General features: G+C 39.0%; 26 protein-coding genes and 1 pseudogene. 4 read left to right on the top strand and 23 right to left on the bottom strand.

What is annotated here, in order from left to right; all coding sequences use genetic code 11:
* Window positions 1–2 precede the first annotated feature (2 nt).
* Window positions 3–857 carry a MurR/RpiR family transcriptional regulator gene (locus MKY15_RS16830; protein WP_067208432.1) on the bottom strand — a complete coding sequence of 285 codons (855 nt, stop codon included), beginning with the start codon at window positions 855–857 and terminating at the stop codon, window positions 3–5.
* Between the two features lie 569 nt (window positions 858–1426).
* On the opposite strand from MKY15_RS16830, the gene MKY15_RS16825 reads away from it, so the two are divergent.
* Complete coding sequence (locus MKY15_RS16825; protein ID WP_342538066.1) at window positions 1427–1966, top strand: transcription repressor NadR; 540 nt, start codon at window positions 1427–1429, stop codon at window positions 1964–1966.
* A gap of 188 nt (window positions 1967–2154) precedes the next feature.
* Here MKY15_RS16825 and MKY15_RS16820 read toward each other — a convergent pair whose 3' ends face one another.
* The 6 genes and pseudogenes from MKY15_RS16820 to MKY15_RS16795 form a co-directional block, all read right to left on the bottom strand.
* Window positions 2155–2841, bottom strand: a complete 687-nt coding sequence (locus tag MKY15_RS16820; protein ID WP_342538065.1) for a hypothetical protein — start codon at window positions 2839–2841, stop codon at window positions 2155–2157.
* 399 nt (window positions 2842–3240) lie between these two features.
* Window positions 3241–3705, bottom strand: a complete 465-nt coding sequence (locus MKY15_RS16815) for a GNAT family protein (RefSeq protein ID WP_342538064.1) — start codon at window positions 3703–3705, stop codon at window positions 3241–3243.
* A 177-nt stretch (window positions 3706–3882) separates the two neighbouring features.
* Window positions 3883–4353 (bottom strand): GNAT family N-acetyltransferase, encoded by a 471-nt coding sequence (locus MKY15_RS16810; protein ID WP_340741953.1) that lies wholly within the window; start codon window positions 4351–4353, stop codon window positions 3883–3885.
* Window positions 4354–5090: 737 nt separating this feature from the next.
* Window positions 5091–5474: a hypothetical protein gene (locus MKY15_RS16805; RefSeq protein WP_342538063.1), complete on the bottom strand. Its 384-nt coding sequence runs from the start codon at window positions 5472–5474 to the stop codon at window positions 5091–5093.
* Window positions 5471–6073, bottom strand: coding sequence for a hypothetical protein (locus MKY15_RS16800; protein ID WP_342538062.1), 603 nt, complete (start codon window positions 6071–6073; stop codon window positions 5471–5473). Before MKY15_RS16800 ends, MKY15_RS16805 begins: the two co-directional genes overlap by 4 nt.
* 140 nt (window positions 6074–6213) lie before the next feature.
* Window positions 6214–6507, bottom strand: a pseudogene (locus MKY15_RS16795) (enoyl-CoA hydratase).
* Window positions 6508–7171: 664 nt separating this feature from the next.
* On the opposite strand from MKY15_RS16795, the gene MKY15_RS16790 reads away from it, so the two are divergent.
* Window positions 7172–7540, top strand: a complete 369-nt coding sequence (locus MKY15_RS16790; protein WP_187047516.1) for a hypothetical protein — start codon at window positions 7172–7174, stop codon at window positions 7538–7540.
* 325 nt (window positions 7541–7865) lie between these two features.
* Window positions 7866–8267, top strand: coding sequence for a hypothetical protein (locus MKY15_RS16785; protein WP_340741951.1), 402 nt, complete (start codon window positions 7866–7868; stop codon window positions 8265–8267).
* A 170-nt stretch (window positions 8268–8437) separates the two neighbouring features.
* On the opposite strand, the gene MKY15_RS16780 is transcribed toward MKY15_RS16785, so the two are convergent.
* Together MKY15_RS16780 and MKY15_RS16775 are read right to left on the bottom strand one after the other, a co-directional pair.
* A complete protein-coding gene (locus MKY15_RS16780; RefSeq protein ID WP_187047514.1) occupies window positions 8438–9127 on the bottom strand; it encodes an LrgB family protein in 690 nt (229 codons plus the stop codon).
* Entirely contained in the window at window positions 9118–9498 is a 381-nt protein-coding gene (locus MKY15_RS16775; protein ID WP_187047513.1) for a CidA/LrgA family holin-like protein, read from the bottom strand. Before MKY15_RS16775 ends, MKY15_RS16780 begins: the two co-directional genes overlap by 10 nt.
* A 134-nt stretch (window positions 9499–9632) precedes the next feature.
* Between MKY15_RS16775 and MKY15_RS16770 the strand changes: the two genes are divergently transcribed.
* A complete protein-coding gene (locus MKY15_RS16770) occupies window positions 9633–10001 on the top strand; it encodes a DUF2500 domain-containing protein (RefSeq protein WP_187047512.1) in 369 nt (122 codons plus the stop codon).
* A 227-nt stretch (window positions 10002–10228) separates the two neighbouring features.
* Here the strand turns inward: MKY15_RS16770 and recO are convergent, their stop codons facing one another.
* From recO to deoC, 14 genes are all read right to left on the bottom strand, one after another.
* Window positions 10229–10951, bottom strand: a complete 723-nt coding sequence (gene recO, locus MKY15_RS16765) for a DNA repair protein RecO (RefSeq protein ID WP_342538061.1) — start codon at window positions 10949–10951, stop codon at window positions 10229–10231.
* Window positions 10952–11457: 506 nt separating this feature from the next.
* Window positions 11458–12375, bottom strand: a complete 918-nt coding sequence (gene era / locus MKY15_RS16760) for a GTPase Era (protein WP_067208394.1) — start codon at window positions 12373–12375, stop codon at window positions 11458–11460.
* A complete protein-coding gene (locus MKY15_RS16755; RefSeq protein WP_067208391.1) occupies window positions 12359–12769 on the bottom strand; it encodes a cytidine deaminase in 411 nt (136 codons plus the stop codon). The genes era and MKY15_RS16755 overlap by 17 nt, the downstream gene beginning before the upstream one ends.
* Before the next feature lie 17 nt (window positions 12770–12786).
* Window positions 12787–13137, bottom strand: coding sequence for a diacylglycerol kinase family protein (locus MKY15_RS16750; RefSeq protein WP_067208388.1), 351 nt, complete (start codon window positions 13135–13137; stop codon window positions 12787–12789).
* 7 nt (window positions 13138–13144) lie between these two features.
* Window positions 13145–13615, bottom strand: a complete 471-nt coding sequence (ybeY, locus tag MKY15_RS16745) for an rRNA maturation RNase YbeY (RefSeq protein WP_067208386.1) — start codon at window positions 13613–13615, stop codon at window positions 13145–13147.
* 22 nt (window positions 13616–13637) lie between these two features.
* On the bottom strand, window positions 13638–15764 hold the full coding sequence (locus MKY15_RS16740; RefSeq protein WP_187047509.1) for an HDIG domain-containing metalloprotein: 2127 nt from the start codon (window positions 15762–15764) through the stop codon (window positions 13638–13640).
* Window positions 15765–15837: 73 nt separating this feature from the next.
* Entirely contained in the window at window positions 15838–16794 is a 957-nt protein-coding gene (locus MKY15_RS16735; RefSeq protein ID WP_342538059.1) for a PhoH family protein, read from the bottom strand.
* Window positions 16787–17884: a sporulation protein YqfD gene (locus MKY15_RS16730; protein WP_067208381.1), complete on the bottom strand. Its 1098-nt coding sequence runs from the start codon at window positions 17882–17884 to the stop codon at window positions 16787–16789. Before MKY15_RS16730 ends, MKY15_RS16735 begins: the two co-directional genes overlap by 8 nt.
* Entirely contained in the window at window positions 17877–18134 is a 258-nt protein-coding gene (locus tag MKY15_RS16725; RefSeq protein WP_067208378.1) for a hypothetical protein, read from the bottom strand. The genes MKY15_RS16730 and MKY15_RS16725 overlap by 8 nt, the downstream gene beginning before the upstream one ends.
* Window positions 18135–18184: 50 nt before the next feature.
* Entirely contained in the window at window positions 18185–18685 is a 501-nt protein-coding gene (locus MKY15_RS16720; RefSeq protein ID WP_187047508.1) for a hypothetical protein, read from the bottom strand.
* A 37-nt stretch (window positions 18686–18722) separates the two neighbouring features.
* A complete protein-coding gene (gene floA / locus MKY15_RS16715; protein WP_067208372.1) occupies window positions 18723–19736 on the bottom strand; it encodes a flotillin-like protein FloA in 1014 nt (337 codons plus the stop codon).
* Window positions 19736–21070, bottom strand: a complete 1335-nt coding sequence (locus MKY15_RS16710; RefSeq protein ID WP_342538058.1) for a nodulation protein NfeD — start codon at window positions 21068–21070, stop codon at window positions 19736–19738. Before MKY15_RS16710 ends, floA begins: the two co-directional genes overlap by 1 nt.
* Before the next feature lie 187 nt (window positions 21071–21257).
* Entirely contained in the window at window positions 21258–21431 is a 174-nt protein-coding gene (gene rpsU / locus MKY15_RS16705) for a 30S ribosomal protein S21 (RefSeq protein WP_067208368.1), read from the bottom strand.
* A 105-nt stretch (window positions 21432–21536) separates the two neighbouring features.
* Window positions 21537–22208 (bottom strand): deoxyribose-phosphate aldolase, encoded by a 672-nt coding sequence (gene deoC / locus MKY15_RS16700; protein ID WP_067208365.1) that lies wholly within the window; start codon window positions 22206–22208, stop codon window positions 21537–21539.
* Between the last annotated feature and the right edge of the window lie 81 nt (window positions 22209–22289).

Here is a 22289-nt window from a genome sequence, read left to right as displayed (position 1 = left end):
TTTCAATCAACTCCTTCAACAAATAAGAAATCGCTTGGTATCGATTGATACGTTTCACGTCTTTTTTCGAAACTGTCCTTCTCCTTCACGGACAATCCTGCAATAATCGCATTCATGAATGAAAATAGAGAAGCCGTTGCATCGAGCGTCGACTTGTTAGGCGAATAAATTGGAAATAACAAATCACTGAATGTATGAATCGGGGCTAACATTGAATCAGTAATTCCGATAATGAAAGCTTGTTGTCTATGTGCCAATTCCGCAATTTGAATTGTTTCTTTCAAGTACCGATGAAACGAAATGGCGATGACAACGGACTTATCGTTCATTTGACTGAGCGTTTGGATTACATCCTCCGTTTCCGGTCGTAACAGTCTGACATTTCCTTTCACTAAACCAAGCGTGTATGAGAGCCAATTGGCTGCAGTATACGAAGAGCGCAGACCAAGAATATAAATGGTTTCTGCTTGAGAGAGCTGCTCGATTGCCTTTTCGTAGTCTTCTTCTTTAATTTGTTTCATCGTCTCTCCAATCGCTATTCGATCCCGCTCCATCACTTTTGTGAAAAAATGCGGTGCCTGTTCAAGTTCCAGTTTAGATTTCTGATATGTTGTGAAGCTACTCTCTTGAAATAGCAATTGTTCACGGATGACCTTTTGTAGTTCGCCATAACCAGAGAGATGCAGGCTATAGCAAAAGCGAATGACTGTCGTTTCGCTGACACCGATTTTCTTCCCAATTTCTTGTGCCGTAGACATCGCAATATTTCTTGGGTTATCGATTATATAAGTCGCGACTTTTTTCTGGCTTTTTGACAGTTGGTCGTAATACTCGTGAATCAGATCCTTTAATTTCATCTTCACTCTTCCTTTTTGAAGTTCTTCCGTCATTATCTTTTCAAATGAAGTTTTGACTTCATATTAATTATTTTATTACCTTAACATACTTGTTCGCGGAATACAATGTATTTTCTGATACTTATACTTTCCTGGGAACCTTTAGCCTCTGTTTCAATTACTACTCGAAAATTACTTGCTATATATGTTGAATTAATGAATCCCATTGAACTTGCTGTGACGCTCAATAAGGAGAGAGTTGTAATTCCGGATATTAGGTTGTAGAACGCTTGGCGCTCAGCGAAGGCGCGACTTCGTGGTAGCCGGAGCGATAAGACTAAGGAGGGATGCAGTTCAATCCCTCCCAAGCGGTCTTCTTTCTGGCTTATCGCGGGAGGCATGCACAAAGCGTCGAAGCGATATTGGCGGGAATTCTAATTAGTTCTAAGTATTGGGACTTTTTCAGTGGCCTCCCAAAAGCCTTTGTAATGCGCATACGCCGTATTCATTTGGTCAACATATATAGAGCTATCATTTAGGGTTATACATACGTTAAATATGGTAAAATAGCTATGCGAGGTGGTTATATAATGAATGAAAACGAAAAAATTCTTGGGGATGAACGTCGCCAATTAATCGTCGATACGTTACAGACGTCCGATAAACCTATTACAGGAAGAATACTCGGAGAAATGACAAATGTCAGCCGTCAGGTGATTGTTGGAGATATTACATTGCTGAAAGCAAAAAACGAACCTATTGTCGCAACAAGTCAGGGCTATATTTATATGCATGTGCAAGCGGCACCTAAGAGAATCGAAAAGACGATTGTTTGCAAACATACTCCGGACCAAACGATGGAAGAGTTGAACATTTTTGTCGATAACGGCGTTACAGTAAAGGACGTCAAAATTGAGCATCCTGTCTATGGAGATCTTAGTGCGTCAATAATGGTTTCCAATCGGAATGAAGTAAAAGAATTCATCAAGCGAATCAGAGAGGCAGATGCAATTTATTTATCAAAGCTAACAGAAGGTGGTATTCATCTTCATACGGTATTGGCGGACGACGAAGAATATATCAGAAAAGCGGAAGAAGCACTTAGAAAAGCTGATATTCTCGTCGAATGAAAAAATAAATCGGGAGTTATATTTTCATTCGGTGCAAATAGCATACAAACTTGAAAAGGTCGATTTCCCATACGAGAAATCGACCTTTTCAAGTTTACCAAAAAGTAATTGCCATCCATCTCCTCAAAATTGAATAGGGTATTCTTTTGATTCATTATCATCAACAAATTCTAAGTCCCTATATGACTTCATTCCATAATAATTTTAATGAAAAATTCATGTTCTTCATCTATACCTACGCAATATTGTTTATCAAGTGTTATTTTCATTGGAAAAATTTCAGATTTCTTTTCCGAGAACAGCCATCTTCTACCTATGCTAGCTAAAATAATAAAAACACCATTTTTATTTTCTTGCATAAAGTTTAAAGAAGAAGTAGTAATTGGATCATTATCACTATCAAAAATATTTATTTCTTTGAATTGCTCGCCAACCCTTGGTGAATCTTTTACAATTAAACCAATTTCACTGATATTCAAAATGTTATTTACTGCAAATGTCGATTCACTATTTGGATTTACATAGTATCGAGCTATGAGTTCTACTATATTTCCTGCTGGATCTTCAAAATAGCAAGCATGTGCAGGCCAAAATGCAAAATCAGCCTCGTCTTCTCCATCTTCTAATAAAAGCGTTGTTTTTCCTTTTAACCATTCCTTCGCTTCTTGAAATTGATTGGGTGGAATATTAAATGCAAAATGATAATATGGCTCCCCTACTACATTTTCATTCGTAAATTCTAAAATGCTAGTTCCTACTTGAATTTGAAAACTTTTTGGACTTTCACCACAAAGAGAAAAACCTAAATATTGCGTATAAAATTCTTTCATTATTTCTAATTTACCTGTTTGTAATGTCAGTATTTTTATTTCCATAAACAATATTCTCCTCATCAAGAAAATTTAATAGTTCATTTTTAAAATTCTATGTCACTTTTCCACTTATAATGCGTGTAAAATAATTGAATAGGCAAAGTAACTATTAATGCCAAAGTTAATACTATTTTTAGTGAATAAGAGATCTCGGAAATAAGTAGCATTATAATCAGAATAATACTAGGTGGAATCATCCATAAAGTCCTAATAAACTTTTTTCTATAATTCAATCTCCAATAAATTAAACCGCTATTACGACCATTTTTCAATGTAAATACCTCCGCATTATAAAACCACTAAGTAACATTAAGTAATAAAAGATTCTTTCTTCTATTTTCGTCATAAAGTTAGTGCCATACATAAAAAGTTATCCCAGCTATTAAAGGTAATGAACCTGTATTAGCATCGATAAAGCATTCTCATAAATTCAAATCTACTTCCATTTGTCTCCTGCATAAATGTATCAACTTCATCAAACCCGATTTCCCTATATATTTTTATAGCTCTTTGATTGAAAGTTGCTACTGATAATGTTATTTTTTCTGGTCTGTATTTTGATTTAGCAAAATCCAAACCTGCTTGGACAAATCCCAAACCGTTGCCATTACCAGTTAAATCTGGTCTCATGCCTAACCCTATATCAATGGTGTTGTTAGCTACTTCATTAAAAGTAAAGAAGCCTATAGCATCATTGTCTTTAGTAACAAAGAAATTTGAGTCACCCCGTTTTTGAGCTTCTAAGAACTCAACTAGATCTTCTTTATCTGCTACCATATCGTAAAAAGAATATTCCGCATTATAGTGCCAATTATATGCAATCTCTTCCGCTTGTTCTTGTGTCAAACTTTCAAACTTATATCCCACAATTATCCCCCTCTAAGACTTCCACACATTCCCTATTACAACTAACTGTCCGCAATAGATAAGCATTTCCTGTTATCCCTGCCTTTTTCCTGTTCCACACGAAACGTGCTAGTTTTCTAGCAATCTGTGTTCCATCCCTTCAATCACTTTCTGTTGGTCAAGAATAATTTATAAGAGTCATAAACCTTTTTTATAATAAATAAGTGTCGTGCTGTCATTTATTTTCTTGGTTTCTCCTGTTTTTATAAAGCCCATCTTTTCATATAAATAACAATTACGTTTTTCTTCCGCTATAGTAGCCAACTCCCAACTAACCGCTTGAGGAAAAAGTCCCTCTATTTGTGATATTGCTTTCTGTGCAATTCCTTGCCCCTGGTATTTCGGTTGAATAAACATTGGGCTGATCCAAAATTCAGTTTCCTCTTTCCACCAGACACTAATAGCCCCAACAAGAATAGTATCCGATTTTATTTTATAAACTCCTCCTGACGTGTTGTTTATCCTTGTTATCATTCGCTCGATCGTTTCATTCGCTGGATTAGTATTGTAATCCTCATAAACTTCAAGTAATGGTAAAAATGCATTTACTTGTATATCAAAAAGAGATTGCGCATCAAATTCGTTTGCTTTTTCTAACGTAACTTCCATAACTGGTACCCCATTTCTACTAATAAAATCATTGTTATAGTGAATCAAAAGACAATATAGTCCTTCCAGTTCACAGTGAAATCTCCTACTACTAAAATCAATATTATCAATAGAAATAATCCAATTGGAATCATTAAGCTTATATAAGTTTCGCTCCATTTATACAGAGTTTTTCGCTTGCTTAAATACCTATCTATCATAAAGTAAATTAGAGCCGCGGGCAGACTAATCCAAAGTAATAATAATCCGAAAATCATATGAAAAAGTAACGATAGAAAACACTCTAACTTTACTGACTCATTTTTCGTGAATTTGGATGAAAGTAAGTCGCTTACTAGAAGAAGTAAACACCCCATATAGAAGAATGGCCGGAAAACTGTATAGAATATACCCTTGCGTTGTAACTAAAATCTTTCCCAAATATCGCCATAGTGAGTACACGTTACTTTCGTAGAAGTATGGTGTCACTAACGCTAATAATATTGCATAAATAGGAACTGTAATCGCCGCAGTTATTATTTTCCTCGGCAACTTTCTGCTAATAACTTCTTTAACGCTCAATCTTCCCACCCTAACTGATAAGCAATTCGATCAGGCATTTCGTTTAATCATTTCTTCTGTATAATCTACCAAAGTGCGATAAGATGAAGTTCCGTTTAGAAAGTGAGATGCCTCAATCACAGCCCCTAGCGAATTTAATTGAATTCTTTGTTTCGACATATTTAGTTCTTAATTTACTAATTTTCTAAAAAGATTTTTTCGGTAATCCCGTTCCATACTACCTTCAAAACCAGCTTCTCTTCTTGTTTCGTTGAAGGGCTATTAGAACTTAAACTTTTGTGTTGAAACTTACCTTTTTCGTTCAATGAAACATTGTTTGTACCAAAATTCAGCACTCCATTGGTGCTTGTTTCAACGAAATAATCAAAGGTTTTAACACTGTCTAACTCATTACCTTTATAAATAATCTGAATTTCATATTGTTCATCTCCGTCAGTTTGGGTCACGGTCACTTCTGCCCACCAATATTCGCCTTCACCAACGAATGTCAATTCTTTTGTTTGCCATGCACTAAAAAATACACTCATTGAAACTATGAGAATGAATAAAACTTTTTTCAACGCCTCCCCTTCCTTGCGAAACGATATAGTAAAATAAGAACTGCGATTACAAACAAAGCAATTACGCAGATATATAATGGATTAAATATATCTGAGTTCTCCTTGTCAATAAGCGCTACATTGTTTCCACTGCTAGGATTCTTGTGACTCGTTTTTAGAAAATCAGCATAATAAGTTACGATTTCTTCATTTTCATTATTTATTATGCCGTTAAGGACTTGAACCATACCATTTGGCCCTCCTACAGGTGTAAGAAATGTCGCAGAATCACTCTTTTCTAAAAACAGAAGAAACTCACCGCCTTCGTTCTGAAATCCCTCAGCCCAACCGACATCATACATGTCAATTCCAGCGATTATTTGTTTAGTAGCCTCTCCTTTATAAACATTTTCAACGGCAAACGTATATCCTTGAAAAATAAATTCACTGTCTATCGGCTTACTTGAAAAGTCGTAAGTTCCACTTATAACTACTTCAGCTTCGTCGCTAACTTCTTGCGGGTCCATCTCGATCCAACTTGTAGCAGAAACACTTACGCTTACTATCATCATTGATAAAAAGACAGTCATTACGAAAAGTCGATACACTAATCTTTTCATAAAGGCACCTTCCTTTTATTTATTTGACGCCTCTTGAGCAAGAAGGTTCATTATTAAGAATAATTTAATAACAATACAATGGAAATAAAAAAGCAATTCAAATTAAAGCAGTATAGCTTTAATATTTTTTTACAGGCTAATTAACCCCTAATAATTCCATGACTCATTCCAATCAGAACTTCTTTTCCGCTTTGATTATGATAAAAGGTAATCATGGCTATTGTCTTAAATTCAACTTCTGTTATCGTGAATTCACAAGTAATCGTGTCCCCTGACAGGGCGAAGGTAACCACTTAACATCTCTCTTGCAATATTAACTAAATCCCCGATACTCGCAGTAAAAGACCTTGTACATAAAGCTCTTTTTCATCTCATTCCATATGATATTTTCCCTTATAACCTATTACCTCTGAAAACTGTTGTGTTTCTTCCACATTAAACGTTTTTAATCACGTGAAAATAGCCCCAACTTTAAGCTTCATTATTCAATCGCTCCCACAATTTATCTGACTTCATTGAATAAAGAGTATCACTTTCAAGCTTGAATGAATATTCACTCATTAACAATTACCTGTTAAACATTACTTACTTTTATCGAAAAAGTTATTCCATTTTAAAATTTCCTCAACTTTGGAAAAGGTGTTTAATCTTTAATATATAAAATAACCTTGTCTATGTAACTATCTATTTGTTTTCCGTAATTTACTTCTAAACATTCAAGGGTTAAAGGATTCTTACTAGCCTCTACCTGTTCCCTAAATGCAAATTCGGAGTCAACTTGACTTATTTGGCTAATTATCCGTATACGTTCCTTTAGCCTTATTTGAATCACCTTAAAACCATTCAGATAGTATTCCACATATTTATACCTAAAATAATGTTTCTTAAACAACCCTACTTTTTTAGTGATAAATAGCGTCCTCAAATAATTGGTACGATGAACTTTGTAATATCTAACTTCCCTTTCCGCTTTTACGATCAAAAATTATTTCCCTTTTTATTCCTACTGTCTAATTGTTTTAAGGACAAGGGGAAGACAATAACCCTTACACGAGGAATTTAGTTTCATACTGTAATTAAGAATAGGAGGTGAAAAAAATGGGATATCATGAAAATAATCATTATGAGAAGAACTATTGTGAGAAGAAAAAGGATTCAAAAAGCATGGAAGCAAAATTAGAAGATATTTTGATACAACTTCAACAACAAAAGCAATGGCAATTCCAGTATCAAAATCAAAATCAATACCAAAATCAATTACAGTATCAAGATCAAGACCAGAAGCAAGCTCAAGTCGATACTGATACAAGTACCTTCGAAAATATCGGAAGTCCAACAATCACTATTACTAATAACGTAGATGTTGTTGCAGTCGCTGTTGCCGTCGCAGCATTATTACAAGGTCCATTAGGAGCAGGTCTTTCTTTTGATACAGTAAAAGAATTGAAGAATATGCTTCAAGCATAATAGTATTTGTTTCACCTATATATATTGAATAATTGAATAGCTATATAAGCTGAGGGAAGGCGTCTTACACGGGTAGCCTCCTAGCGAATTTAATAGAATTCTTTATTTCAACATATATGATTAAAATTTTCTGCCACAAATTACTGAACTAACGTCCGTGAATACGAATAGCTTTGTAAGGTCTGACTTCTCTTTCCGCTTCTAGCTATTAAAACCCAAGTTTCCTTTTAATTTTTAATTATTAGTTTTTCAGGGTCAAAGAAGAACAAAAAACTTACATGATGGATTTGATTTCATATTGTAATTAAGAATAGGAGGAGAAGAAATGGGAAATCATTCAAAAAAGTGTGATTGTTATCATTGTAATGAAAAGAATCATTATGATAAGTACGATTGTTGTGAGAAGAAAAAGGATTTAAGAAACATGGAAGCAAAATTAGATGATATTTTGATACAACTTCAACAACAAAATCAATGGCAATTCCAATATCAAAATCAATACCAGAAACAATTCCAGTATCAAGATCAAGATCAAAACCAGAAGCAAACTCAAGTTGATACTGATACAAGTACCTTCGAAAATATAGGAAGTCCAACAATCACTGTTACAAATAACGTTGATGTTGTTGCGGTCGCTGTTGCCGTCGCAGCATTATTACAGGGACCATTAGGTACAGGCATTTCTCTTGATGCCGTCAAAGAATTGAAGAATATACTTCAAGCATAATAGTAATCGATTCATCTAATTTGAATTTTCTCAGTAGCGGAGAATGCATAGTTATATTCTCTGCTACTGATTACATAACTAATGTGTACTTAACATATACAATTCCTCTTTGTCTTTTTGTTGTAATAACTCGATTTCTATTTGTTCATCCACTTAAATTTTTTTGCCATTCAATAAAACAACCAAGCTATCAGCGGACCAACGATAGACCCAATAATAGCGGAGAGCGTCATTGCAATGGAACTATAGGATGCTTCCTGCTCCCCGATTTCAATTGCTTTCGATGTCCCAAGAGCATGAGCTGCTGCTCCCAGTCCGATGCCACGACCGATTGCAGTATCGATACGATACCATTTCAAAAATGTTGGTCCTAGAATGATACCGGTAAATCCTGCAATCATGACAAAAGCGATTGTTAGCGAAGTTGCTCCACCCAATTCCGAAGCAATCTGTATAGCTATAGGTGTTGTAATCGATTTAGGTAATAATGACACAACGATTTCTTTTGAGAATCCTGCCATTTTTGCAAAAAGTACACCGCTTACCATACCAAAAAGAACGCCCGTCATTACACCGCCAAGTATGGGAAGCATATTCTGTTTGATTAACTCCCTTTGTTTATATAAAGGGATTGCCAATGATACAATCGCGGGTCCCAGCAACAGGTCAACCCACTTTCCACCGAGCATATAAGTTTCATATGGGACTTTGAAAAGAATGAGGATCAAAATAATGCCAACTGTTGTTGTTAGTATTGGTATGAAAAATGCTTTACGATACTTAAAGTATAACAAGTTCATAACAAGATAAACTGCAATCGTTACAATAACAAAGAGGATTGAATACATCATTACTTGCATGAAATTCCCTCCTTGTTAGCAGATTTCTTGGCAAGAAATTGACTTATATAACTAGAAATCCACATCGTCAAAAACGTGCTAATCATCGTGATTGGTATTAACAGAAATCCTTTTCCTGCAAAAACATGTCCGTAATTCATCACACCGACAGTCGCTGGGATAAAATATAATGGTAAATAAGATAAAAGGAAGAAAGAACCTGATTCAATCCATTCAAGCTGAAATACTTTCAATGAAAGGGCCGCCAACAATACTAAAAGTCCTATTATGCTTCCCGGAAGCGGCAAATGTAGAAAAACTTGAAGCCAGTTCCCCATCAAGACAAAACTGTACAAGACTATTATTTGAAGAACTATTTTTATGTATTTCATAGATAAATCCCGTCTCCTTTCGTATCAGTATAAAGATATATAAGTAAAATATCAAAGACGTAATGAAACTATTTCAAAAATAGAACGTATATTATCTATAACTACCACTCAAAAAACATAAGGAGGTTTTGTACATGTTTTCACCTTTTGGAGAAGCTATGTTTACGTTTGTTCCCATCTTTATCGGCGGAGTTGCAATTATCATTTTTGGTGGAATTATTTTCATTGCTGTGAAATCTATCGGTACGTGGAATTCAAATAATAACTCCCCTATACTGACAGTGCCAGCGGAAGTTGTTACAAAAAGAACCAAGACTTCCGGCGGATCAGGCGATTCATCGGCAAGTACTTGGTATTATGCTACATTTCAAGTAGACAGCGGAGATCGTATGGAATTAGCTGTAAACGGTTCCCAATATGGTATGTTGGCTGATGGCGATGTGGGAATGCTCACTTTCCAGGGGACTCGTTTTAGTGGATTTGAACGGGTAAACAGTGTGTAATATTTTTTACATAAGTTCAAGTATTGAATACGATGGATAAACCGGGCGATGGCGCCTTATAAGTGGTAGAAGAAGCTATGAGACTAGTCTGGCCAAGGGCAGAAGGCTTTCCCTAGTGCCCAAGCATATTTGAATGTAATCTTTACTTCAATTTATTTCTATATAAAAACCCCGAATCTAGACCCTTTTTCATAGGATCCAAGGTTCGGAGTTTATTGTAAAGAGGACTATTCGCCACTCTCTTTTGGTTTCTCTTTTCTAGGTAGCAGTTCGGGTGTCGAGTCGAGCTGATCAAGGAATGATCTCGATTTTAATCGAATCCCCACTTGCTCATCGTAAATTGTTCGGACGAGTTTTTTCATGAAGATTTTTGTCGTCTTCTTTAACGTCAAATTACCGACCCGATTAATTGGAACTGTATAAAAGGTTCGGATCAATTTCAATTGACTGGGTGAAATTCGAATCGCATGCTTATCTACATGGAAGCATCGATGACAAATGAAGCCGATTTGCATAAATGAAAAAGCAAATTCACCTTCTGTCGCTCCACAATTTGCACACTGATGAAGTATTGGATGGATACCAGCGATCGGCAACATTTTCCATTCAACAAATAATGCAATTGCTTCTGGATCATATTGTTCATTGATAGCGTGAAGCGCTTCATACAACAAGCTGTATATACCAGAAATTCGCTCATTATCCTCCGTTAACTTATCAATCAATTCAACAACATAACTTGCATAAGCTGTTGCTTCCAAGTCTTCACGAATATGCCGCATCGAATCAATGGGTTCGCCTTGTTCAAGCGTCCCCATTCCTCTACCCGTACGGATCAAGAATGAACCATGTGTGAAAGGCTGCGTCACAGCAGCTAGCCTGCTCGCCGGTTTTTTCGCTCCACGGGCCATTGCTGTCATCTTACCGCCTTCACGAGTAAACAGTGTCACAATTTTATTGGACTCACCGTACGGGATACCTCTTAGGATGATTCCTTCCCATTTGTTCAGCGAAGCAATCACCTCTTTGTCTAGCTTCAGGTGCCAGCTCCTCGGGGTCACAAGTCATTTTGCTGCGGAGGCTAAAAGACGCCTCCTCACACACTACTTTGTGCCTGTCGGAGCTATGCGGCACCTTACGCTTTTCTTTGTCTAGCTTCAGGTGCCAGCTTCTCGGGGTCACAAGTCATTTTGCTGCGGAGGCTAAAAGACGCCTCCTCACACACTACTTTGTGCCTGTCGGAGCTATGCGGCACCTTACGCTTTTCTTTGTCTAGCTTCAGCGACCCAGACGCTCGGGTCATAAGTCATTCCAGCTATGCGGCAAAGTACGCCGCTCCGCCAGACTGTCTTATGCCTGTCGCGTCTTGGCGGGCCGCTTACGCTTTGGGCTCACACGAAGTGGGGCATGCATCCGTTGCCGCAGGACGCGGCGAACTTAGGATGCGTTCAATTCATTAATACTCGTCTTCCCTAAATCCGAATTCCTTCAGATGGCCGGGTTTATTACGCCAGTCTTTCTGCACTTTTACCCACAACTCAAGAAATACTTTCGAACCAAGTAGCATTTCGATGTCATGTCTAGCATTTGTTCCAATTTCTTTTAGCAATGCACCTCTTTTACCGATGACAATACCTTTTTGGGAATCACGGTCGACAACAATTGTCGCCATAACATTTACCATTTCCCGTCCTTCTTCGCGTTCAATCTTCTCAATTACAACCGCTATGGAGTGTGGAATCTCTTCTCTCGTTAAATGCAATACCTTTTCACGAACTAATTCAGAAATGATGAATCGTTCCGGGTGATCCGTTACTTGATCATCTGGATAGTATTTTGGTCCCTCTGGTAAATATTTTATCATCGTCTCGAGAAGGCGTTCAACATTATTTCCGTTGATCGCGGAAATTGGCACGATTTCAGCAAAGTCATATTCTGCTGTATACGAAGTAATGATTTTGAATAATTCATCCGGATGAACAAGATCAATTTTATTAATTATAAGGAATACCGGTGTCTTTGAATTCTCAAGAAGTTCCATGATGAAGCGGTCACCACGGCCAATCGGCTCATCTGCATTGACCATGAACATGACCACATCTACTTCTTTCAATGTGTTACGGGCCGTTTTCACCATGAAATCACCAAGTTTATGTTTTGGCTTATGAATCCCCGGTGTATCGATGAATATGATTTGAGATTTTTCTGTCGTGACAACACCTTGCACTTTATTGCGAGTTGTCTGTGGTTTGTCACTCATAATCGCAATCTTTTGTCCGACTACATGGTTAAGAAATGTCGATTTACCTACGTTTGGACGTCCAATAATCGAGATGAATCCCGATTTGAACCCCTTTTTATTGTTCTGCTGCATATGAAAGATCCTCCTTTGAAAATGCGCCTGGTAATAATTTTGCTACAGTTGTTTCTTCAATGTCCCCTTTTAGGTTCGTGAGGTAGACAGGCATCGAGCCATTACAAAACTCCGCAATTACTTGTCTGCATGCTCCACACGGGGAAACAGGTCCTTCTGTATCTGCAACTACTGCAAGCGCTTTGAAGCTACGTACGCCGTCGGAAACAGCTTTAAAAAATGCTGTTCGTTCTGCACAATTGGTCATGCTATAAGCGGAGTTTTCAATATTACAGCCGTGATAGATAGTCCCATCTTCGGCTAACAACGCCGCTCCAACTGGGAATTTTGAATACGGGACATACGCTTGCTCCCGTGCTTTTTTCGATTCAGCAATTAATTTTTCTACATCCATAAAGACACCTCTTTAATTTAGTTAAACCATTTCGGAATAAATAACATTAAACCGATTATTGCACTTCCAATCGCATACACTAAGACCGCGCCTGCTGCGAGGTCTTTCGCTTGTTTCGCGAGTATATGACGTTCAGTTGTTAGTAGATCGACGACACGTTCGACTGCAGAATTCATCAGCTCAAGCGCCAGCATTCCGCAAATCAGAATAATGACGATGAACCACTCTGTCCGCGAAAGACCCGTCATAAAACCCGCTACAATGACGAGGATTGCGGCCATCACATGCACTTTCGTATTCCGTTCCGCTCCTATGCCATAACAAATCCCATTCCATGCGTAGACAAAAGATTGAAGGAACTTCCGCATTGATCAATCACCTCTCGAGTCCGAATGATGCGAGGATCTCCTTTTGCCTGCCGAACATCTCAGCTTCCTCTTCTTCAGTTAAATGATCATAACCGAGAAGGTGAAGGAAGCCGTGAAGCGCAAGAAATCCAATTTCACGATTAAAATCATGTCCGTATTCCCCTGCTTGCCGCTCAGCTGTTTCTACTGAAATAAGTATATCACCTAAAGCGGTTGGCATGCCTTCTTCAGGAATAATAGCTACTTCACCTTCCGTTAATTCTTCGAGCGCAAATGAAATGACATCCGTCGGTACATTTTTACCGCGATAAGTTGCATTCACTTCCTGAATATCTGCATCTGTCATGAATGTTACCGAAACCTCTAATTCGCCTGCTAGTTCCTCTTCTTTAGCGGTATGGTTTAACAGCTTTCGGATTAAATCCTCGATTTTGTCATCGACTCTAGCTGTTTCATCCTCAAAATGTATTTCCAACATCTACTACTAGCTCCCTTCGTACTCACTTCGGATATTCAATCCGGTTATGGAAAATTCCATTTAACGTTTCACACATAACTCTTTCCGCTTTCTTCAATTCTTTCATAGAAAGATCGCATTCATCGAATTGTCCATCGTTCATTTTATCATTAATGATAGATCGTACGAGAGCTGCAATTTTTTCTGAAGTCGGTTCTTTCATTGATCGTACAGCGGCCTCAACACTATCTGCTATTGAGATAATTGCAATTTCTTTTGTTTGAGGTTTGGGTCCCGCATAACGGAAATCCTCTTCTTTTACATCTTCCCCAGATTCCTTAGCTTTAAAGTAAAAATACTTCAATGTACTTGTTCCGTGATGCTGACGAGCGATATCAATGATTTCTACTGGCATTTTATGCTTTTCCAGAAGTCTCGCACCGTCTTCTCCGTGGGCAATAATGATGTCCCTACTTTTTTCTGGTGGCAATGAATCATGTGGATTTTGACCAGCATGCTGATTCTCGATGAAGTAACCCGGTCTCAGCGTCTTTCCAATATCATGATAATAACTTCCCACTCTGGCAAGAAGTCCATTCGCACCAATCGATTCACATGCTGCGTCGGCTAAATTTGCGACCATAACGCTATGATGATAAGTGCCTGGCGTTTCGGTTAGTACTTTTTTCAGTAGCGGGTGATTCGGGTTCGATAGTTCGATAAGTCGCATATCCGATAATAGTCGAAAGGCAGATTCAAAAAATGGCATAAGCCCAATTGTAAGAGCTCCTGACAATATACCCGAAACAATTGCCGCTATCATATAATACACTAATTCCGTCAAATCGTAAGATGACTGTGTCATTAAGAGGTAAAATCCAATGAACATCATATTTGAAACAGAAACCCCTAAGCTTGTTCGTAAAATATTCGAACGTCTGCCGTTGTCACCGAGTAAATACAAACTGACAATACCTCCGAAAAGTATGTACAATGCGACTTCCATCTGAATGATTGCCGCGTAACCTTCTTGAAGAAGAATTCCTGCTGTTGCTGCTGTGATAATTGTCGTCATTAGTGCAAGTCGCTCGTTCGTCAGAAGCTTAATAAGCATTGGAGCGAGTGCTGTCGGAAACAAGAATGCTAATAGGACATCAAAGTCTTTTTCAATAAGGGAAATGAGTTTCATTATGATGACGAGCAGGAAAAAAACAACTAATACAATGAGCAATGCCTTTTTCTTTACAACCCTATTTTCACTCCAGGATAGGAAATGCATATAAATAATCGCACCGACAAACAGGACAAATAAAATGAGACCTGCCAGCGGTTTCATGGACGACTGATTTGACAATACGCCCGCAAGCTCTAATTGCCTGTATATTTCTTTGTCAATGACCTGCCCTTCACGGACAATCACTTGTCCTTGCAAGATACGGGTAGGTTCAACGCTTTCCCGCGCCTGCTCAACCCTAGCCTTTGTCATTTCCTCATGAATCGATTCCGTCTCTACTACCAGAGAGCGGCTAAGCGTTATTAGAGTCTGTAAGATTGAAGATGAAACTGAATCTGTGAGCCTAATTTTCCGATCTACCTCATAGCGGACTGTCGACAGATCCGCAGTTCGTACCGGCTTCGATAATTCCTCACCTAGTACACCTACTAATACGCTTTGCGCGTTCAGTAAAGCATCTGTACTCTGGGATAAAAGATTAACTATGGCGTCATCACTAAGTCGCAGACTAGGTTCTTCCTTTTCCAAACTGGAAAGTTTAGTGCGCATTTCTGCTACTAATTCTTTAGAGGGCTTAGTAGCTATCTCCGATGTAGTTTGATCAGGCTCATCTTGGTTTTTTACTTCGATTAGAAAATCGAATAAAGACGTAGCGATTGCTTGTCTATTTTTTACAACATCTTCTGAAAATACATAGGAAGGTCCTACTTCATTAGCAGCACGTTCTCTGTCCTGTTCGGTTTTTACTGCGTCCTCAACCGTTTTTAAGGAACGGATAGTATCTGGTGCAATTTGAAAAGCTTTCAATTCATACGTTTCTTTTTTCACACTGCCATACATGAATGAAAAAAGGAGTACAGTGGATAGGCCGATTAAAAATAAGGATAAATAATTGAATTTAAGTGATTTAAATAACTTTCTAATTGGTTGGAACATTGGAATCTCTCCCCCTGCTTCTCTATAGATATAATCAGAGTAGCGATGATTCTAAAGAAAAAGCAGTCACTTTCTATGACTGCTCCTGTTCGTATGCTTCAATTATTTTCGCAACAAGTGGGTGACGAACAACATCACCTTGCTCTAAGTACTGAAAGTGAATATCTCCAACTTTTTTAAGGATTGATTCTGCAACGATTAAACCGGATTCAGTGTTTCTTGGTAAATCAATTTGTGTTTTGTCGCCATTGATAACCATTTTCGACCCAAAACCGAGACGTGTTAAAAACATTTTCATTTGTGCTTTTGTCGTATTCTGTGCTTCGTCCAGAATAATGAATGCATCATCGAGTGTCCGTCCCCTCATATAAGCGAGCGGCGCAATTTCGATTATCCCTCGTTCCATAAGTCGATCCGTTTGTTCCGCTCCCAGAACATCGTGTAGCGCGTCGTACAGCGGACGAAGGTATGGGTCAACTTTCTCTTTTAAGTCACCTGGAAGGAAGCCTAGACTCTCTCCTGCTTCAACAGCGGGACGGGTTAAGACAATTCGCTTCGCAGAGCCCGTTTTCATAGCTAAAACAGCTAGTACGACCGCTAAGTACGTTTTCCCCGTCCCAGCCGGCCCGATACAGAATACAAGATCTCTCGATCGAATTGCGCTGACATATTCACGCTGACCGATTGTCTTCGCACGAATCGCTTTACCTTTCATATTCCTTGAAATTTCTTCATCGTACAACTCTGCAAAGTATTCAATTGTGCCACTTTTCACCATCTCGAGCGCAGTCGAGACATCTCGTTGATTGATATTAATGCCTTTACGTATTACTTTCAACAACTGTTCCAAAAGCTCTTTAGCCGAATTCCTACTATCTTCAGCACCACTGATTGATATCGTGTCGCCTCTAGTTAATACTGAAACATTTAACTGCTCTTCAATCAGTTTCATATTCTGATCAGAAATTCCGAGAAGCATTACTGTTTCATTCGGGTCTTCAACATGTAGTTGAATCATTTGCTCATCCAATAGGCTCAGTCTCCTTGGGAATCAGTCTTTTTTCAGCAATATTGTCATTGATAAGAAACAATATAGTCCCTCTAACTTTATCATTATCGAATGTCACGTGTAAAACTTTTTCATCTTTAATAATTGCTTTCGAAAAAGATTCCGACATTAATTTGTTTTTTAATAAGGGAATTATAACTGTTTCTTCCATTCCCTCAATCAATTCAAAGTGCCCTGCGGTTTCCTCCATATATCTTTCTGTTTCGATGAAAGACCCTAGAGACCATCCTTCTTTACCTTGCTGCTTCCATGGGAGGTTAAAAGAATAGTTCACAATTTCCTCACCCTGTAACTGAAATTTAATTTTTTTCGGAAGAGTAAAGGTGTATTCAACCCAATAATCCGCATACACGGCACCATCCGCTCCAACAACTGTCGTTTTATCACCTTGTTCCAATATACCTGTGGCTAGCACGTCCCCTTTCTTTACAGTCTGATGAACATGGCCGACTCTTTCCCCTTTTTCTAACGCAAAACGCGTTATAACGCCTCCTGTACGCGCTACAAGGTGTGACGGTGATTCGTTCTCTTCAATAATGTTAGTTGTGGGTGGTGATAACATCGGAATAATTGTCAGAGACGTTCCAACTCGTCTAAATCTAACCCACGATAAAGCAGGATCATCGAGCATGAGCTCTCGTCGAATTTCACCTTCATCAGGAATTAAAGCTAAGGGTCTTAACAAAACGATAGAGCTTTTTTCAAGTTTCTGCTCAATTCTGTCCACTACTTCCGGCATATCCGATTCAACATCTACTGTCCAAAGGAAAAATGAGGCAACAAAAGGAATGAGACATGCGATTAGGAAACGGCTAGATGTGAAAAGTCCAATTGAGCCTGATTCAAGATTCGCAATTGAAATGGCTACTTTTAATCGATAATGCCTTCTGTTACGCCGGATAGCACGAAGTCCGCTACGATCTGTTTGAAAATATGCCACCCCATCGACAACTGATAGCGATGTAATTTTTGTTCCAATTGTGACAAGTTTAGTGAGGAATCCGGAAAGGTTGCCGTCGCCTGATATTTTGATAGCATACCTTTTACGCATTGCGCTCCGCTTCCTTGTCTGCACCTGTAGTCACATTCATTGTGGTAATTGAAGTGAATGTGAAAACAGCAACTTCTTCTGATAAAGTTTCAACTGTTAAATCAGTGCCTATCGCCTCAATCCTGTATTCACCACTGCTAATGATCGCGAAATCGGGGCCAAGTTTCAACAAAGAATAAGGGCCATTAATTCGTAATGAAGCGAAATCTTCAATTGTAACTGATGAACCGGTCTGAAATAGTCTTTTCAAAATATAAAACCCCCTATCCACATCGTATGATTCGGATAGAGGGTCAATGCTTATCTTTTTGATTTCGGTGGGCCATAAATTTCAGAGAACACAATGCCTTTCAGCAAGTCCCCTTGACTTTTCGGCATTAAATCGTGCGATTGTATAGCAGACACAGTTGGACGTTGACCACCATGTGCAGACAATCTTCCACTATGTCGATTCACGGATGAATCTGGGCGTTCGATGTGACGATTCGCTGATGAATTAGTACGTTCTTTTCTGTCAGCAGTTGGTCTTGCAGGTGGTACTACTACAGGAGCTGAAGGAACCGTTACTGTTGCCTGTTGCTGCTGTTTTGGCAGCTGGCGGATAGGTGGTTCCGCATCTGCTCCTGCCATTTCTCTCTGCAATTCACGGTACATCTCTTTTAATTTAGTTGTAGGACCCTCTGGAGCGTTCCCCGTTGCCGTGGACGGCTTAGGCTTTGGCCCCTCAGCTGGATCTTTTTTCTTGCCCCTAAAAAAAGATCCGACAATTGCCAAAATTATAAAAATGATTATCTGTTCCATTCGTGCATCCCCTTTCCAGGAAATGGCTCCTCAAGTATTAGTTCTTCTTAATTTCTGTAGATTCCTTATCTCCGCCAAAGTTACTGATGGAGTCACGCATTCCTGTATCTGCCTGGATATTTTTATAATTCACATAATCCATGACACCAATATTGCCCTTACGTAGCGCTTCTGCCATAGCAAGCGGAACTTCCGCTTCAGCACTGACAACTTTCGCACGCATTTCTTCAACTTTCGCTTTCATTTCCTGTTCGTTTGCAACTGCCATTGCACGGCGTTCTTCTGCTTTTGCCTGTGCAATGTTTTTATCAGCCATTGCTTGTTCAGTTTGAAGTTCTGCACCGATGTTTTTACCAATATCAACGTCTGCGATATCAATCGATAGAATTTCGAATGCAGTACCTGAGTCAAGACCTTTTGCTAGAACAGTTTGAGAAATCATATCAGGATTTTCCAATACTTTTGCATGGTCGATAGATGAACCGATTGTCGAGATAATACCCTCACCAACACGGGCAACGATTGTTTCTTCACCTGCACCACCGACAAGACGGTCGATGTTTGCACGTACTGTAATACGCGCTTTTGCTTTTACTTCAATCCCGTTCATTGCCACACCGGCGATGAATGGTGTTTCAATAACTTTCGGGTTAACGGACATTTGAACCGCTTCTAGAACGTCACGTCCTGCAAGATCGATTGCAGCAGCACGTTCAAATGTAAGTTCGATGTTCGCACGGTGTGCAGCGATCAGAGCATTGACAACACGGTCAACGTTCCCTCCCGCAAGATAATGACTTTCAAGCTGATTAATTGAAACATCGAGTCCAGCTTTATGTGCTTTAATAAGCGGATTAACAATTCGACTCGGAATAACCCGGCGAAGACGCATACCGATCAATGTGAATATACTTACTCTAACGCCTGCTGCCATTGCTGAAATCCACAGCGCCACAGGAACGAGTGTGAAAAATGCTGACAATACGATGATTGCTACAACTGCTATTACAACGACCATTACTAAACTTCCTGAACCTAAGAGTCCTGCCATTATTTAATTTCCCCCTTTTCTACTGATTCCCTGACTACAATCCGGGAACCTTCAACCTTTACAATGATAACATGTATTCCTTTAGCGATGTAGCTTCCTTCAGAAACAACATCGATTCGTTCTCCATCTAACTCAATTGCACCAGATGGTCTAAGTGCAGTCGATGTTTTTGCAATGCGTCCAAGCAATTCAACCCTGTTCACATTCGAAACATAACCACTTTCCGTATCAGTTGTATCCATTAGCACAACCTTGTTGAGCAAGTGCAGTTTTTTACCGAAAAATTTCATAATAATCACCATCCCTATAACAGCGATAGCAACCGCGATAAGGACAGAAATCGCCATATACATCGGATTGCCGCCCGCCATAATGATACTACCTATAATTGCGAGCGTTCCAATGACACCTGCTATACCATGGGGCAAGAAGAATTCCGCTACGATGAGAACGACCCCTATTAGAAACAGGATAATCGTTTCATAACCCGCAAGCCCGGCAACAAGATGTCCGTAAAAGAATAGAGCTAATGAACTAGCAGCCATCGTTCCGGCTACACCAAATCCTGGCGAGTACATTTCCAACACAAATCCAAGTCCCGCAATTGATAAAAGAATCGGTACAACGACCGGATGGGTGATGAAACGAGCAATACTTTCCGTAAATGTTTCATTTGTTGAAATGATTTCTGCATTTTCAAGCCCTGTTACTTTTAGCAATTCATTGAAAGATCCAACTGTTCCTTGACTGTAACCGACTTCTTTTGCTTCATCCGCTTTAAGCGTTAACAGTTTCCCAACTCCAGCCCGATATGCGGGTAAGTCAATATCAGGTTCTGCCATTGCTTCTGCATATTTCGGTTCTCGGTCTTTCTTCGACTCAGCAGCCGTTTTCATTTCCGCGACCCATAAACTATGAGCCTTAGCATCCGCCGCATTTCCCTCCGAATCAATTACTTGTGATGCGCCCATTGTGGCTGTAGGTGACATATAGATTTCATCGGCATAAAGCGCTATGAATGCACCAGCAGAGATTGCTTTACTATTAATGTAAGCGATTACCCGCAAATCACTTTCATTTATCAGCCTGGCAATTTGGTCGGCCGCATCAGTAAATCCACCCGGTGTATTAATCTCCAAGATGATCGCCTCTGCTCCCGCCGCCTCCGCTTCTGTAAATGACCGCTGTAAAAATGCGTACAATCCTTTCTCAACTACGTTCTCAACTGGCACTTTATAGACTTTCGAAGCTGCAGCTCCCGTTTCTAAGAGTGGGAATGCTAACACAGATACGAATAAAATGAACAGGAGAACCCTTCCTATCATTTTATGCATAGTATTTTTCACCTCTCTCTATAGATTCTATTATATCTCTATATACGTTCCAAATGCTCAGAAGTTTCACTTTCCCTTAATTTTTTTGTTTTATCTCATATACAAATAAACCGGAAAACCCATAAAGGATTTTCCGGTTTACCAAATTTTAATTTCAAAACAAGGTCGAACTCATCACCACAGGAAATCAGAATTTACGTTTCCTTGCAGCTTCAGATTTCTTTTTACGTTTTTCACTCGGCTTATCATAAAACTCACGCTTTCTTACCTCTTGTATTGTTCCACTTTTGGATACAGTACGTTTGAAGCGGCGAAGAGCATCTTCAAGCGATTCGTTTTTACGAACAACAGTTTTCGACATATCTCTTGTCCCTCCCTCCAAACACACTTCTAGAACATGACCAAGTGCCATGTACTCATAAATTATACCGCGGATTTAACTATAGGTCAATATAAAACTTTTAAATTAATAATCAGATTGTGATTCAAGACCCTGCATAATCTGAACGCCTGAACTGGCACCAATTCTTGTAGCTCCTGCGTCAATCATTTTCTTCATATCCTCTAAATTCCGGACACCACCTGAAGCTTTAACACCCATTTCAGGTCCGACAACAGCTCTCATTAACTTCACATCATCTTCAGTCGCACCGCCTGTTGAAAAGCCTGTCGATGTTTTCACGAAATCAGCACCCGCAAGGACAGAAAGTTCACATGCTTTCCTTTTTTCCTTATCCGTTAAAAGGGACGTTTCAATGATGACTTTAACAATTGCTTTTCCTTTTGCAGCATTAACTACCGCTTCGATTTCTTTTTTCACAGTTTCATCATCACCGCCACGAAGTGCGCCAATATTGATAACCATATCAATTTCATTAGCACCGTTTGTAATTGCGTCCCTAGTTTCAAACGCTTTTACTTCGGAAGTTGAAGCTCCTAGAGGGAAACCAATAACTGTACACACTTTAACAGGTGATCCTTCTAGCGCAGCAGCTGCTGTTTTCACCCATGTAGGGTTTACACAAACAGATGCAAACGTGTATTTTCGAGCTTCTTCACATAATGTTACGATTTCATTGTTCTTTGCGTCAGCTTTCAATAATGTATGATCAATGTAAGTTGCAAAATTTGTATTCAAATGAATACCTCCTCGAGTTGTCCGTACTTCTCACATCATATCAAGAACAATTCATTTCTGCACGAAAAAAGCTGTTTCTAC

This window comes from Sporosarcina sp. FSL K6-1540 (assembly GCF_038620285.1).
GTDB lineage: Bacteria > Bacillota > Bacilli > Bacillales_A > Planococcaceae > Sporosarcina > Sporosarcina psychrophila.
Note: the sequence above shows the minus strand (reverse complement) of the source record. Positions and strands in the feature narration are given on the sequence as shown.

What these genes read in the sequence shown, in the direction of transcription:
- MKY15_RS16710 (WP_342538058.1), bottom strand. Translation starts at nt 21,070, where the DNA reads ATGCATAAAATGATAGGAAGGGTTCTCCTGTTCATTTTATTCGTATCT.
- MKY15_RS16730 (WP_067208381.1), bottom strand. Translation starts at nt 17,884, where the DNA reads ATGCGTAAAAGGTATGCTATCAAAATATCAGGCGACGGCAACCTTTCC.
- MKY15_RS16750 (WP_067208388.1), bottom strand. Translation starts at nt 13,137, where the DNA reads ATGCGGAAGTTCCTTCAATCTTTTGTCTACGCATGGAATGGGATTTGT.
- MKY15_RS16825 (WP_342538066.1), top strand. Translation starts at nt 1,427, where the DNA reads ATGAATGAAAACGAAAAAATTCTTGGGGATGAACGTCGCCAATTAATC.
- MKY15_RS16790 (WP_187047516.1), top strand. Translation starts at nt 7,172, where the DNA reads ATGGGATATCATGAAAATAATCATTATGAGAAGAACTATTGTGAGAAG.
- floA (WP_067208372.1), bottom strand. Translation starts at nt 19,736, where the DNA reads ATGGCAGGACTCTTAGGTTCAGGAAGTTTAGTAATGGTCGTTGTAATA.
- MKY15_RS16740 (WP_187047509.1), bottom strand. Translation starts at nt 15,764, where the DNA reads ATGTTCCAACCAATTAGAAAGTTATTTAAATCACTTAAATTCAATTAT.
- MKY15_RS16780 (WP_187047514.1), bottom strand. Translation starts at nt 9,127, where the DNA reads ATGCAAGTAATGATGTATTCAATCCTCTTTGTTATTGTAACGATTGCA.
- MKY15_RS16830 (WP_067208432.1), bottom strand. Translation starts at nt 857, where the DNA reads ATGAAATTAAAGGATCTGATTCACGAGTATTACGACCAACTGTCAAAA.
- rpsU (WP_067208368.1), bottom strand. Translation starts at nt 21,431, where the DNA reads ATGTCGAAAACTGTTGTTCGTAAAAACGAATCGCTTGAAGATGCTCTT.
- MKY15_RS16785 (WP_340741951.1), top strand. Translation starts at nt 7,866, where the DNA reads ATGGGAAATCATTCAAAAAAGTGTGATTGTTATCATTGTAATGAAAAG.
- MKY15_RS16755 (WP_067208391.1), bottom strand. Translation starts at nt 12,769, where the DNA reads ATGGATGTAGAAAAATTAATTGCTGAATCGAAAAAAGCACGGGAGCAA.
- ybeY (WP_067208386.1), bottom strand. Translation starts at nt 13,615, where the DNA reads ATGTTGGAAATACATTTTGAGGATGAAACAGCTAGAGTCGATGACAAA.
- MKY15_RS16800 (WP_342538062.1), bottom strand. Translation starts at nt 6,073, where the DNA reads ATGAAAAGATTAGTGTATCGACTTTTCGTAATGACTGTCTTTTTATCA.
- MKY15_RS16820 (WP_342538065.1), bottom strand. Translation starts at nt 2,841, where the DNA reads ATGGAAATAAAAATACTGACATTACAAACAGGTAAATTAGAAATAATG.
- MKY15_RS16775 (WP_187047513.1), bottom strand. Translation starts at nt 9,498, where the DNA reads ATGAAATACATAAAAATAGTTCTTCAAATAATAGTCTTGTACAGTTTT.
- MKY15_RS16770 (WP_187047512.1), top strand. Translation starts at nt 9,633, where the DNA reads ATGTTTTCACCTTTTGGAGAAGCTATGTTTACGTTTGTTCCCATCTTT.
- MKY15_RS16720 (WP_187047508.1), bottom strand. Translation starts at nt 18,685, where the DNA reads ATGGAACAGATAATCATTTTTATAATTTTGGCAATTGTCGGATCTTTT.
- era (WP_067208394.1), bottom strand. Translation starts at nt 12,375, where the DNA reads ATGCAGCAGAACAATAAAAAGGGGTTCAAATCGGGATTCATCTCGATT.
- MKY15_RS16810 (WP_340741953.1), bottom strand. Translation starts at nt 4,353, where the DNA reads ATGGAAGTTACGTTAGAAAAAGCAAACGAATTTGATGCGCAATCTCTT.